Raw genomic sequence first — 12,241 nt, forward strand, 5'->3', positions numbered from 1 at the left:
ATCAGTCTGGCCGGTCGTTGATGAAGTTGAGCAGTTCGACCAGTTCTTCGCTGAGCACCCTGCCCTTGCTGAGTAGCTTGTTTCTGGCGCATGCGCTGACCGTCATTCCGTTTTTCTTCAACATCAGCCGAATCTGGCTGGCGATCTTGGGCCGGTTGTAACTGGCGCTGACTTCGTAGGGTCGGCCGGTGTCTTTGGCGATGGCAAACAGCTTGCCCTTGTTGGCCTCGATCCACTCCTTGCAGGCCAACCAGTCCACTATGGCGGCGCAGATCAGCCCCAGGGCGATGCCGGCGGTGGAAAAGTCGAAGCCGCTACCCGATAGCAGCGGCTGGAGATCTTTCCATAACTTGCGTTCCGCCTTGGTCAGTCGCCAGGGTGGTTCTTCCGGTAGCAGATTGCCTGATGCATCGAGCGTTTCGAGCATGGCGAACGGGTCGGCGGCAAACAGGTCGCCAGTCAGCAGGTTGTTGATGGCGCGAACGCGACCTGCGGCGATGACAGTGAGCCCGCCTTCGTCCAGGTCTTTCAGCACTTCGGTACGGGCCCGGCGCTCGGCCCTGGATTCGTCTGTTTCCAGCGAGCCGCCATTACTGTCTTCGTCGTAACGCCAACCGGCCAACTCGATGGCATCGACATGGCAGCGCCAGCTATCAACCTTGTCAGCCAGCAGCGCAATCTGTAGCAAGGCGGACTGATAGTCGAAACCTGCCTGGGACAAGGTCCTGATGATGTAGCGCCATACTTCGCGGGCCCGTCGGGACTTCAAAAATGCAGGCGGCTTGGGTATCACCACAGAAGCCGCCGTCTTGGGGCTTGTCGTGACCATAGCCAGCCTTTCTCGGCAAACGGAACATCAAAAACGGAAAAAGCCCCGATCAGGGCTTAGTGAAGGGGTTTAGACCCCCCCCTATGATTTTTCACCAAAAGAAAACACGTGGTTAGGCATGCGGTCCTCGCTGATCCGGTCTTCTGGAGGATTTCATACCCCCTCCCGTCTGTCTGGCCCTGCCGCAAGTGCTGCCCTCACTGACCAAAACCACCGTCCTCGCGGACGGTTTTGCGTGAGTGGCAGCTCTTGCACAGCGCCTGCAGGTTGTTCCGGTCCACAAACAAATCCCAATTCCCTCGATGCGGTTTGATGTGATCCACATCTGTCGCCCGTTCCAGACAGCCCGGTGTGGCACAACGAAACAGTGCAGCCTTTAGGCAGTCATGCCGCCGGGCATACCAGATCCGCAGTTTGTACCACCGCCGGTATCTCGCTTTCTCCGGGTCAGCTGCTCGCCGCGCCTCCACCTGCTGACGCCGCTGCACCTCATGCATTTCACACTTGCTGGAGCCCGGAATTGAAAACTCCCGGCATCCTGGTGCGGTACAAGGCCGCTTGGGTACATGAACCATATAGCCCCCGAAATGTAAAAAGCCCCTCAGTTTCCTGAAGGGCTTGTCTGACTTGCGTTTTACCTGGTCGCGACCGGTGAGGCCTCTGGCCCCACATTTATCCGGCATCCCGCCTGATCACTTTCGCGATGGCTGCATTCTTTGCTGAAACCGGTCTTACTGCAAGCCCTGAACTGCTCAACCCTGGCCAACTCATAAACCTCTTTGGCACCACGCAAAAGCAAGAACCAGAAATCATCACGCCTTACTCCGGCATCAAAAGCCAAGCGCCGCGGGGACTTACGCCAAATGAAAAAACCGCGGAGCAGCTGCTTTTCGACACGTCGAACAGACATTCCAACCCAAGCACGTTCAATACTTTCGGACAGGTCCACATCGACTACACGCCGAGGTTGATTAGATAAACGAACACATGAAGAACATGGCTCATCTAGCTGATAACAAAGAGGACAACGACAACTCCTTACCCGACATTCGGCACTCCCAGTGATAGACCAGGCATGCCTGGGGGAAGTCATACACCACGCCCAATCCTCCATGGCTAGCCACAAATACTGCGGAAAATCCTCACGCCGCACCGCCTCCATACCACCTCCTGACGAAGCAACGTTGCTACAGGCCAGCACCCACCCGACTCAGAATCCGCCTTGCTGAAGACAAAGCCGCCTGCTGCACCGCACGCGTTTGCACCAGCGGCCCGGTAAACGGTTCGACCACTGGACGCACCTGGACAGCAACAGGCTTGCCACCACCCGCCCGCTGCAAACGCCGCAGCTCCGTACCATCCAGCACAATCCCCACCGCGTAGGCCGGAATCGACACCACCTTGCGCATCCGCCGGGCAATGGCCAGACAACGCCCCAACTCCGCATGGCTCACCGTACGCACCCGCATCACCGCTGCCAGCCGGTCAAAGGCAGATGACAAATGTGGACACAGCAGCTCATGCCCCAGCAACAACGGCCCCAAGGCCTGCTCCGCCGCCAGCCGCCACGGATCCGCCAGCGGCATCGAAGCCAGCTTATCCACAGCGCCACCACCCTTACGGGCTGTTTTATCAATACGGGTTACCCCAGATGGCTGGGGCTCATCCCGTGCCGGACGGCCCCACAAGCGTGATGCACGCTCCCGCAGCAAAGCCACATACGACGTGGCTTTCACCGGCAACGGCCCATCCGTGACATGCCCCCGTTCCACGCGGGGTTCCTCATCCCGACGCAATTTGGCCAACAACAACCGATAGCAAAAAACGAAACGCCCAGCCCCCTTCACCACCACCCGCTTGATCAGGCCGAAACGCACCAGTCTGGCCACTGACGCCCGCAGTGAATCATCCGACCGCCGCGTCGGTGCCGCCGTCGAGCCACGCTCGCGCTGCACCTCCATATGCTCACGAAAGCGCCGATAGCTGATCAAAGGACCGGGCCGACCACCCACAATGCCACTCGCCAGATCCATCCACTGCCGCATCAACACATACATCCGGCAATCCTGATCCGGCAGGCCATTCAAAGCCTCCCACTCCACCATGGTCAGAAAAATACCCTCGCTCACCCTGCCCCCTTCCGCTCCAGAATCGCCCGCGCCTCCGCCAAGGCAGCCTCACGCTGCCCCGCCGAACGAGTCGACGGCACCAACGCCCCCGGCCCATCGCGTAACACCCGCTCCACATCCATGCGGTAACCCGCGCCATACAACACAGCCAGACGCTTCAACTCCCGCTGCCGGGCGGCATAACCACCCGCCACCCCGCGCAACGACAGCAGATAAGCAGCATCCTTCACCACATCACCGCTCACCTTCACCCACAAATCAGGCCACACGGCCCTTCTCCCGGGCCGACGCCTGCACCTTCTCATCCAGCAAGGCCAACAGCTCCTGCAAGCACTGCTTGCCCCGCACCCGCTTCAACTCCCGCGGGCAATAACGCGCTCGAAACGCTGAACGCATCACCAGGCGAAAGCGCAAACGCTGCAAGGGCGCAGCCATCTCAGCCACCCACATCCAGCAAAGCGCGGATATGGCCCAAGGCCCGCACATGCGCCTGACTCGACTCCTCCAGCTCCACCAGAGCCTGCCTCAACTCCTGCGGCCCCATCTGGTCGGCCAATAGCGCAAACGCCGCCAGCCCCTCGCCGGCCTCCTTCGCCAGGCAGGCCAACACAGACGCATGGCTAGCCTGCACCGCCTCGCCAGCGCGCAACGACACATCCAGGCCAACCGGCAACAACAACTCCACCGCACACTGCAAACGCAAATCCGCAGGCATGGCCGACAGCAACACCGGCAACAGATTGAAGGGCAGCAAGGTGCTATCCTTGGTCTGGTCATCCAGCCAACGCCCCAATCGCTCCGCATTGGTCTTCATCACCCGCGCCGCATCACTGCCCCGGCCCGGCTGCTGGAATTCCACCAGCCACACCCTATCGAAGCCGCTGGCGTAGTAATGCTCCACCACCACCGTGGCCAGCGTCTCCATCGACCAGCGCTCCCGCTGACGCCAGGCATGCAGTGCGTTACGCAACGCGCCAATAGGGGTTTCTTGTGGTTTGAATTGCAGGTTTTGCATGGGATGCCTCGCTATACTTCGCAGGAATATTCCGGCTTTTAGGTCAGAATTCAGCTTTAATTTCAGTCACGCCAAAGGCACATCAGCACTCGCGGAAATTAACTCCGGCCACAGCCTGGCCCAGTCAGCACGTAGCTCCTGGCGCGTTACCAAACGACCGCTCTCGCGCTCGATATCGACGCACAAAGCCACGCGCAAAGGCTGTCTTGAGCTGATTGCCTTGCGAAGATAGGCAATGGACGTATCACAACGACGAGCAAATTCAGCCTGCTCGGCAGGCTTCATGCTGTTGAGGAAGGTACGTAGATTCATGGCGGCTCCTTATGGATAGCGCCACAAAGATAACCACAGGGCTAATTTAAATCAACCAGATAGATATTTACTCTTTGGTAAACATTAACCAGAATCGACAGCATGAAAAAACGCCAAGAAGTCCGCCAGACAAGGCTTATTCAGCTCATCAAAGAGCAATTCAATGATCGGCAAGTCTTACTGGCCGAAAGGATAGGTGTCGCCCCTGCATTGATATCCGGATACATCACCGGATCAAAAAACATGGGCGAAAAGATGCGTGACAAAATCGAAACCGCCTGTGGCCTGCACACCGGCTGGCTAGACCTGTCAATTGACCAGGTCGACACGGGAAACAAGGTGGAAACAGGCAGCAAAAGCCCGCAGCAAGTACCGCAATACCAAATCAGTGCCAGTAATATCGACGACCTTGCCAGACAGCTCGGCAGACAGCTCAAAGGCAAGGCAGCTTTCGAGTTCATCAGCAAACTGGCTGAAGAAATTCGCAAAAGCAGTTAACCCAATGGCTGCCAGCAACAGCACAGCCCCAAATTGAACATCCAAACCTCAAGCCCGCATTCGCGGGCTTTTTTCATTCTCTGTCCTAAAGAATTGAAATCCCAAAAACTTAACCTTTTGATGTTGATTGAAATAAACCATAGGGTTAACTTTGAGCAACCGCAGCACATTGCTCTTTAACAACCCACGAATGCGCCCCGACCCGCACGGTCGGCAACCCCACACGCAAAGCACTGCCGTGGCCAAGCCCACGACAGCAGCCCTGCACGCCACACCGCAGCGCGCGCTTTGGAGCAAGAGCAAACAAAAAGCCGCTCACAAGGAGCGGCAACGTACAACAAAGGAAATGAGATGACTACCAAAGAGCCAAGCAAATCAGACCTTACCATCCGACAACCAGCAGCAGCTGAGAGCCATACTGCAGAACATCAGATCCTAGCCAAACCAGACTGTCCATTCCTCGCTACTGGAGCGTGTGCCCGTCTGCAGACTCACAACGCTTCTCCAGTCGAGCAGCACAAGCCAGCAGCTTTTCACCTAGCTCCCGGGCGACTGCTGGAGTCAAAACGTATAACCGATCAACAGTTGGCTGATCTAGTGGCTGCATTAGGCTGGAAATGAAATGAGGCTGAAACATCAGCAAGGGCTGTTCTTTATGCTCTTTCAGCTCCCAACCTGCCAGCGGGAAAACCGGAATATCGTCATTCATGCTCAACCCCTCATGACTTTGTCATTTCAAGAATTAACCGCAACCCACTCATCAAAAGTGGCTTTACCAAAGAAACGGATAAGTGATGACAAACAACGACACTCCCGTCTCAGCGCAGACCACTGCGAAGCCAAGAATCCCGCTGCAACTGGATACAGATACCCAGCTTTACCGCCAGGCGGTGGAACAACTCAGCCAAGCCCTGTCACAGGCCCCGCAGGAGGTTCGCCAGCTGGCGCTCGACCTTTGCAATCTCCACCCGGAACTGATCGGTTTCAAAAGTCACACCGCAACCCTGGGGGCAAGGCTGGTGATTCACCTTGAACCATCGCAGCGGCTTCTTGAATTTCTTGCCGCAATTCGGACAGGCCATCTCAACAATCTGGTTATCTAAAACGCTCATTTCACCTCTCCTGTCACGACAAACAAACCGAAGACATCCATAGCAATCCTCCGTGGTGAAGTAAGTGCGAAAACTGATATCTACCACGGCCTCCGCGCTGGCGAAGTGAAAGGCCAGCACATCCCCACACAAATGCCATCACCAACTTACCAAAAGGACAGCCATGTACGTCTACACCCGCACCGAACCCGGCCTGCTCACCGTCGGCTTCTACGACCCCAAGGGCAACTGGATACCCGAAAGCGACCACAGCAACCGTCACGCCGCCGCCGAACGCGTCGCCTACCTCAACGGCAAAGCCCAACAAGGCCCACCCCCACACCAGGAGCAAGCATGCACATCAACTGGCGCAACACCGACCTGATCATCGGCCACATCAGCGAAGCCCTCGCCCAGCACCTGCGTCAGCGTGGCAAGCGGCTTCATTTTGAAGGCTGGAACCGCTGGGGCCAGCCCATCCACACCATGAGGCACTACGCATGAACATTCAGCCCGTCTCATCCCGCTACCTGCGCCGCACCATCCTCGACGCCCGCGAAGCCCTGCTCTACGCCACCGCGCCACCCACACTACCGGCCGAGGCCATCAGACAAGCCAGCGAACTGCGCCGCCGCCGCAACGACTACGACGACCGCCAGTTCTTCAAGGAACGCACCGCCGATGGCTACCAATGACCGCACGCCGCAGCGCAGCACCGCCCGCCCACCAACGCGGGCCTTTTTTTGCCCGCACCCCACCCGGGTGGAATAACACAGGAGCACACCATGAACACCCTGCTACTCCAACACCAGATGCACAGCGACCTGATCCAGCAAATCAGCACCACCAGCCAGGCCGCGGCGCTGATCACCCCCGAAGTCATCCAGCACACCGCAGCCATCGCCATGGCCCTGGACGGCAAAGTCACCGTCTATGCCAGCAGCAGCGGCCTGGACATCCACATCAACGCCGACCCGGACACTCACCCCGACGCCCTGCAAATCGCCCTCAAGCAAAACCTGCCGCTGATCGAATTCATCCACAGCTGGCAGGCAGACGACCAGCACGGCCCACGCAACAACTGCCTGGTGCGCAACGGCCCGGTGCAATATATCTGCACCAGCGCCATCACCTGCCCGGCCACGGAGCCCGCCTGATGCTGCGCGACGTCCTGCTCTACATCTTCGGCCGAGGTCTGCTCTACGGCAGCCTCGCCGCCTTCACCCTGGCACTGCTGGATACCTTGGCCGAATACGCCATCCGCCACGGCTGGCTGCCATTCTGATCAGACAAAGGAAAAACCATGAGCACCAACCTCCCCGCCGTCGACCCACGCCAACTGCGCCACCAGCTGGGCATGAACCAGTCCGAATTCTGGAAGCGAATCGACGTCACCCAATCCGGCGGCAGCCGCTACGAAAGCGGCCGCCCCATGCCCAAACCCGTCCGCCGCCTGCTGGGGGTGGTGTACCTACATGAGGTAGTAGACGCGTATGAAGTGAAGGGGAATACGTGAATAAGCAGCTGATCGACAGAGGCCCTGTCATCGGGCAATTCATGGGCCAAGACATCCCGGCCAGCCTTTCCTATTCGGATGGCTCGAAATACGAGTTTGTGCGTGCAGGGGTTATAGAAGCGGACGGGGGTTTTGAAATGGAACAACTTGACGATGAGGAGTTCGTCATCACGCCCGGACTTATCTATAGAAGGACGAGATAAGCCACCACTGAAGATATGGAAATACTTCGTGCCGCTCTCCTGACGTACCAACTCACTAGCATCCAGCAGACATGAATGCACCGGCATGTACAACGGCATATCAAAGAAACCATCTACGAAGGAAACACATCATGAGACTCATCAAAATCGAAACCGTAATGGAAAGACTGGAGATGTCAGAATCAACAATCCGCAGGAGGATCAAAGCTGGACAGTTTCCACGACCAAGGCATAATGGACGGGCATCTCGGTGGATAGAACATGAAGTGGACGAGTGGATCAAATGTTTTGCTGAAGGTCGTCCATGGCATCCAGACAATCACAAGGCAGCAGGGTAGTTCAGCAAATGGTTGGAACATTGTTGGAAGATTTCATGGAAATCGCACTGCTCAACATGAAAAGCCTTACAAATCAATGATCGGAGACCATTAATGCTTTTGATGATCGACAACTACGACTCTTTTACTTACAACCTGGTGCAGTATTTCAGCGAGCTCAAGCAGGATGTCCGCGTTTATCGCAACGATGAAATCACCATTGAAGAGATCGAAGCGCTGGCACCGCAATATCTGGTTGTCTCGCCTGGTCCCTGCACGCCGAACGAAGCGGGTATTTCTGTCGCAGCCATCCAGCACTTTGCCGGCAAGCTGCCCATCATGGGTGTCTGCCTTGGCCATCAGGGCATTGGCCAGGCTTTTGGTGGCAAGATCATCCATGCCAAGCAACTGATGCATGGCAAGGTGTCTCCGGTGCATCATCACGATATCGGCATGTTCCGTGGCCTGCCCAATCCGGTTAACTGCACCCGCTATCACTCGCTGGTGATCGAGCGCGAGTCCTTGCCGGACTGTCTGGAGATTACCGCCTGGACCGAAGATGGCGAAATCATGGGCGTACGTCACAAAACCTTACCGATTGAGGGTGTACAGTTTCACCCGGAATCCATCCTGACCGAGCACGGTCATCAGATGCTGGATAACTTCCTCAAGGAATTTGCCTGAGCAATATGGACACCTCGTTGTTGCAGCGAGGTTCTTTCCTGTGCCGGCCTGCCTCGCATACCGGCCACTGTGAATCTAAGGATATCTGCATGCTTACCCCCCAGGCCGCGCTGAACCGGCTGATTGACGGCAACGAACTGTTTTTTGATGAAATGCTGGATCTGATGCGTCAGATCATGCGCGGCGAGCTGACCCCGGCCCAAACCGCAGCCATTCTGATCGGCCTGCGTACCAAAGTGGAAAGCGTGTCGGAAATTGCCGCTGCCGCCACGGTAATGCGTGAATTTGCCACCCCGGTGCCGGTTTCCCGGCACGATCACCTGATCGACACCTGCGGCACCGGTGGTGACAAGAGCCATACTTTTAATATTTCCACCACCGCTGCATTTGTGGCTGCGGCCGCTGGTGCACGCGTGGCCAAGCATGGTGGTCGTTCGGTGTCGTCAAGCTCTGGTAGCGCCGATGTGCTGGAACTCCTGGGCGTCAACCTGAACCTGACGCCAGAACAGGTTGCGCGTTGCATCGACGAAATCGGTGTCGGTTTCATGTTTGCCCCCAATCACCACAGTGCCATGAAGCACGTGGCTCCCATCCGCAAGGAACTGGGCGCGCGCACCATCTTCAACATCCTCGGCCCGCTGACCAACCCGGCCGGGGCGGATCATCAGGTAATGGGCGTGTTTCACCCCGACCTGGTCGGCATTCAGTCGCGCGTGCTCAAGCAACTGGGCAGCAAGCACGTGATGATTGTGCATGGGCTGGACGGGCTGGATGAAATCACCCTCAGCGCCTGCACGCTGGTGGCCGAGTTGAAAGACGGCCGCATTGAAGAATACACGCTGGACCCGCGCGAGCTGGGTTTTGAATTCTTCGAACTCAAGGAAATCCAGGCCAGTACTGCCGCACAATCGCGCGACATTTTGCTGTCGGTGCTGGATAATCAGCCCGGCCCGGCCTACGACATTGTCGTACTCAATGCCGGTGCGGCCATTTACACTGCCGATGTCTGTGCCAGCCTGAGCGAAGGCATTGCCCTGGCCCGCCAGGTTCTGAGCACAGGCAAAGCACGGCAAAAGCTGGACCAGTTGATTGCGCTCAGCCAATCCTTGGCAGCTTGAGTCTTATACTTTTCTTTTCGCGGCCATCCTTCCCTGATGGCCGGTTTTACTGATTTTTGATTACGAGATTTTGCCTACCACCATGAGCACACCGTCCAAAGACATTTTCAAGGCCTACGATATCCGTGGCATCGTCGGCAAAACCCTGACTGTTGAAGTGGCACAGCAGATTGGCCATGCCATTGGCTCCGAAGCGCAAGTCCGCAAGGTGAAAGCCATTGTGATCGGTCGCGACGGCCGCCTGTCCGGCCCGGACCTGAGCGATGCACTGGCCAGCGGCATTCGCGCTGCTGGTGTGGATGTGATTGATGTGGGCCGCGTGGCCACGCCGATGCTGTACTTTGCCGCATACGAACTGGGCACCCTGTCCGGCGTGATGGTGACCGGCAGCCACAACCCGCCGGATTACAACGGCTTCAAGATGATGCTGGCCGGGGACACCCTGGCTGGCGACGACATCCAGCGTCTTTACCAGCGCATCAAGGACAAGGACCTGAGTCATGGTGAAGGCGGCTACCGCACTCATGATATCGTGGACGCCTACCTGGACCGCATCACCAGCGATATCAAGCTGGAACGCAATATGAATATCGTGGTGGATTGCGGTAACGGCGTGGCAGGTGCCTTTGCTCCGGTGCTGTTCCGCCGCCTGGGCTGCCGCGTACGCGAGCTGTTCTGCGAAGTGGATGGCACCTTCCCCAACCACCATCCGGACCCGGCCAAGCCGGAAAACCTGCAGGATGTGATTGAAGCGCTGGCCAAGACCGACTCCGAACTGGGCCTGGCCTTTGACGGTGACGGCGACCGCCTGGGCGTAGTGACCAAGGATGGCAACATCATCTGGCCGGACCGTCAGCTGATGCTGTTTGCCGCCGACGTGCTGGAACGCAACCCCAAGGCCAAGATCATCTACGACGTTAAATCCACCCGTCTGCTCAAGCCGTGGATTCTGGAAAACGGCGGCGAGCCGGTGATGGCTCGTACCGGTCACAGCTTCATCAAGGCCAAGATCAAGGAAACCGGCGCACTGCTGGCCGGTGAAATGAGCGGCCATGTATTCTTCAAGGAACGCTGGTACGGCTTTGATGACGGCATGTACGCCGGCGTGCGTCTGCTGGAAGTACTGTCCCGCGTGGAAGACCCCAGCGCCGTGCTCAATGCACTGCCCAACGCCATCTCCACCCCGGAACTCAACCTCAAGATGAAGGCCGAAGGCGAAAACCACGCACTGATTGCCAAACTGCAGGCATCGGCCAAGTTTGAAGGGGCTGACGAAGTGAATACGCTGGATGGCCTGCGCGTAGAGTACGCAGACGGTTTTGGTCTGGCGCGTGCCTCCAACACTACACCGGTAATCGTGCTGCGTTTTGAAGCGGACAATGCCGAAGCGCTGGAACGCATCAAGGCCGACTTCCGCCGTGTGCTGTCTGCCGCCACCGACGCCGCACTACCGTTCTGAGCGGAACTGATTGCATGACGGTGGCGCAATACTGCCTGCCACCGCCATCAAGCCTACGCGGATATTCACCGATATAGTGCAGCACTGGTCGCTTGGCTATAATGGCGACCAAACCAGACCACAAGGGACATGCAAAGCCATGTCCCTTGTCATTATCGACAGGGCGAAACCCTACCCTGTCCAGAAAGGACAAGCATGTACGCACAGGCTGCCAGCAGCTTTAGCACCGTACGCGATCTGCTGCGTTTTGCGGTGTCGCGTTTCAATCAGGCCGGCCTCACCTATGGCCACGGCACCGACAATGCCCACGACGAAGCCGCCTACCTCATCCTCACCACGCTCAAGCTGCCGATCGACCGGCTGGAACCCTATCTGGATGCCCGCTTGCTGCCGACTGAAGTCAAGGACGTGGTAGACCTGATCGAACGTCGTGCCGAAGAAAAAGTACCGGTGGCCTATCTCACCCACGAAGCCTGGCAGGGCGAATTCAGCTTCTATGTGGACGAACGCGTGCTGGTGCCGCGCTCTTTCATCTACGAACTGCTGGGTGAACCGCTGCAACCGTGGATTGAACATCCCGAACTGGTTCATCGTGCGCTGGACTTGTGCACCGGCTCTGGCTGCCTGGCCATCCAGCTGGCGCACCATTACCCGGATGCTGAAATCGACGCCGTGGACATTTCGCTGGATGCGCTGGAAGTGGCCGCCATCAATGTGCAGAACTACGGTCTGGAAGACCAGATCCAGCTGATTCACAGCGATCTGTGCGAAGGGCTGGAAGAGCCCTACGACCTGATCATCGCCAACCCGCCGTATGTGGATGCCGAATCGGTGGATGCGCTGCCGCAGGAATACCTGCACGAGCCGGAAATTGCCCTGGGTTCGGGCGAAGACGGCCTGGACGCCACCCGCGAAATCCTGCGCCGCGCGCCGGACCTGCTGACCGAGCATGGCGTGCTGCTGGTGGAAATCGGCCATAACCGTGACATGCTGGAAGAATGCTTTCCCAACCTGCCCTTCATGTGGATGGAAACCGCCAGCGGCGATGGCTTTGTCTTCCTGCTGACCCG

The 12,241-nt window shown here is 57.7% G+C and carries 22 protein-coding genes; 15 read left to right on the forward strand and 7 right to left on the reverse strand.

The genetic code is table 11. The features are described from left to right. Position 1: 1 nt before the first annotated feature. Positions 2–769 carry a hypothetical protein gene (locus ACE3SE_RS15800; protein ID WP_374556655.1) on the reverse strand — a complete coding sequence of 256 codons (768 nt, stop codon included), beginning with the start codon at positions 767–769 and terminating at the stop codon, positions 2–4. A gap of 257 nt (positions 770–1,026) precedes the next feature. Beyond that, positions 1,027–1,512 (reverse strand): HNH endonuclease signature motif containing protein, encoded by a 486-nt coding sequence (locus tag ACE3SE_RS15805; RefSeq protein WP_374556657.1) that lies wholly within the window; start codon positions 1,510–1,512, stop codon positions 1,027–1,029. A 20-nt stretch (positions 1,513–1,532) separates the two neighbouring features. Between ACE3SE_RS15805 and ACE3SE_RS15810 the strand changes: the two genes are divergently transcribed. Then, the gene (locus ACE3SE_RS15810) at positions 1,533–1,808 is read left to right on the forward strand and encodes a hypothetical protein (RefSeq protein ID WP_374556659.1); all 276 of its coding nucleotides are present in this window, start codon (positions 1,533–1,535) and stop codon (positions 1,806–1,808) included. Between the two features lie 208 nt (positions 1,809–2,016). On the opposite strand, the gene ACE3SE_RS15815 is transcribed toward ACE3SE_RS15810, so the two are convergent. The 4 genes from ACE3SE_RS15815 to ACE3SE_RS15830 form a co-directional block, all read right to left on the reverse strand. Then, on the reverse strand, positions 2,017–2,958 hold the full coding sequence (locus ACE3SE_RS15815) for a hypothetical protein (RefSeq protein ID WP_374556661.1): 942 nt from the start codon (positions 2,956–2,958) through the stop codon (positions 2,017–2,019). After that, positions 2,955–3,227 (reverse strand): hypothetical protein, encoded by a 273-nt coding sequence (locus ACE3SE_RS15820; protein WP_374556663.1) that lies wholly within the window; start codon positions 3,225–3,227, stop codon positions 2,955–2,957. The genes ACE3SE_RS15815 and ACE3SE_RS15820 overlap by 4 nt, the downstream gene beginning before the upstream one ends. Before the next feature lie 167 nt (positions 3,228–3,394). Further along, complete coding sequence (locus tag ACE3SE_RS15825; protein ID WP_374556665.1) at positions 3,395–3,973, reverse strand: hypothetical protein; 579 nt, start codon at positions 3,971–3,973, stop codon at positions 3,395–3,397. Positions 3,974–4,039: 66 nt separating this feature from the next. Further along, positions 4,040–4,285 (reverse strand): transcriptional regulator, encoded by a 246-nt coding sequence (locus tag ACE3SE_RS15830; protein ID WP_374556667.1) that lies wholly within the window; start codon positions 4,283–4,285, stop codon positions 4,040–4,042. A 102-nt stretch (positions 4,286–4,387) separates the two neighbouring features. On the opposite strand from ACE3SE_RS15830, the gene ACE3SE_RS15835 reads away from it, so the two are divergent. Next, positions 4,388–4,783: a hypothetical protein gene (locus tag ACE3SE_RS15835; protein ID WP_374556669.1), complete on the forward strand. Its 396-nt coding sequence runs from the start codon at positions 4,388–4,390 to the stop codon at positions 4,781–4,783. 463 nt (positions 4,784–5,246) lie between these two features. On the opposite strand, the gene ACE3SE_RS15840 is transcribed toward ACE3SE_RS15835, so the two are convergent. Further along, entirely contained in the window at positions 5,247–5,492 is a 246-nt protein-coding gene (locus ACE3SE_RS15840; protein WP_374556671.1) for a hypothetical protein, read from the reverse strand. Positions 5,493–5,577: 85 nt separating this feature from the next. On the opposite strand from ACE3SE_RS15840, the gene ACE3SE_RS15845 reads away from it, so the two are divergent. The 13 genes from ACE3SE_RS15845 to prmB all read left to right on the forward strand — a co-directional run. Then, on the forward strand, positions 5,578–5,886 hold the full coding sequence (locus tag ACE3SE_RS15845; protein WP_374556673.1) for a hypothetical protein: 309 nt from the start codon (positions 5,578–5,580) through the stop codon (positions 5,884–5,886). Positions 5,887–6,058: 172 nt separating this feature from the next. Further along, entirely contained in the window at positions 6,059–6,259 is a 201-nt protein-coding gene (locus ACE3SE_RS15850; RefSeq protein WP_374556675.1) for a hypothetical protein, read from the forward strand. Continuing rightward, on the forward strand, positions 6,229–6,378 hold the full coding sequence (locus ACE3SE_RS15855; RefSeq protein ID WP_374556677.1) for a hypothetical protein: 150 nt from the start codon (positions 6,229–6,231) through the stop codon (positions 6,376–6,378). The genes ACE3SE_RS15850 and ACE3SE_RS15855 overlap by 31 nt, the downstream gene beginning before the upstream one ends. Further along, positions 6,375–6,569 (forward strand): hypothetical protein, encoded by a 195-nt coding sequence (locus tag ACE3SE_RS15860; protein ID WP_178973502.1) that lies wholly within the window; start codon positions 6,375–6,377, stop codon positions 6,567–6,569. Before ACE3SE_RS15855 ends, ACE3SE_RS15860 begins: the two co-directional genes overlap by 4 nt. Before the next feature lie 90 nt (positions 6,570–6,659). Then, positions 6,660–7,031 carry a hypothetical protein gene (locus tag ACE3SE_RS15865; RefSeq protein ID WP_374556679.1) on the forward strand — a complete coding sequence of 124 codons (372 nt, stop codon included), beginning with the start codon at positions 6,660–6,662 and terminating at the stop codon, positions 7,029–7,031. Continuing rightward, a complete protein-coding gene (locus tag ACE3SE_RS15870) occupies positions 7,031–7,159 on the forward strand; it encodes a hypothetical protein (RefSeq protein ID WP_374556681.1) in 129 nt (42 codons plus the stop codon). The genes ACE3SE_RS15865 and ACE3SE_RS15870 overlap by 1 nt, the downstream gene beginning before the upstream one ends. An 18-nt stretch (positions 7,160–7,177) precedes the next feature. Next, a complete protein-coding gene (locus tag ACE3SE_RS15875) occupies positions 7,178–7,390 on the forward strand; it encodes a helix-turn-helix domain-containing protein (RefSeq protein ID WP_374556683.1) in 213 nt (70 codons plus the stop codon). Further along, a complete protein-coding gene (locus ACE3SE_RS15880) occupies positions 7,387–7,593 on the forward strand; it encodes a hypothetical protein (protein ID WP_374556685.1) in 207 nt (68 codons plus the stop codon). Before ACE3SE_RS15875 ends, ACE3SE_RS15880 begins: the two co-directional genes overlap by 4 nt. A 131-nt stretch (positions 7,594–7,724) precedes the next feature. Further along, complete coding sequence (locus tag ACE3SE_RS15885; RefSeq protein ID WP_374556687.1) at positions 7,725–7,931, forward strand: helix-turn-helix transcriptional regulator; 207 nt, start codon at positions 7,725–7,727, stop codon at positions 7,929–7,931. A gap of 93 nt (positions 7,932–8,024) precedes the next feature. Further along, positions 8,025–8,594 carry an aminodeoxychorismate/anthranilate synthase component II gene (locus ACE3SE_RS15890; RefSeq protein ID WP_045846983.1) on the forward strand — a complete coding sequence of 190 codons (570 nt, stop codon included), beginning with the start codon at positions 8,025–8,027 and terminating at the stop codon, positions 8,592–8,594. A gap of 89 nt (positions 8,595–8,683) precedes the next feature. Next, positions 8,684–9,712 (forward strand): anthranilate phosphoribosyltransferase, encoded by a 1,029-nt coding sequence (gene trpD / locus ACE3SE_RS15895; protein ID WP_374556689.1) that lies wholly within the window; start codon positions 8,684–8,686, stop codon positions 9,710–9,712. An 82-nt stretch (positions 9,713–9,794) separates the two neighbouring features. Then, on the forward strand, positions 9,795–11,171 hold the full coding sequence (locus ACE3SE_RS15900) for a phosphomannomutase/phosphoglucomutase (protein WP_199103740.1): 1,377 nt from the start codon (positions 9,795–9,797) through the stop codon (positions 11,169–11,171). A gap of 195 nt (positions 11,172–11,366) precedes the next feature. Then, the coding region (prmB, locus tag ACE3SE_RS15905) for a 50S ribosomal protein L3 N(5)-glutamine methyltransferase (RefSeq protein ID WP_374556691.1) at positions 11,367–12,241 on the forward strand (875 nt) is incomplete at its 3' end.

Origin of the sequence: Aquitalea pelogenes, assembly GCF_041914625.1 — a bacterium.
Lineage (GTDB): Bacteria > Pseudomonadota > Gammaproteobacteria > Burkholderiales > Chromobacteriaceae > Aquitalea > Aquitalea pelogenes.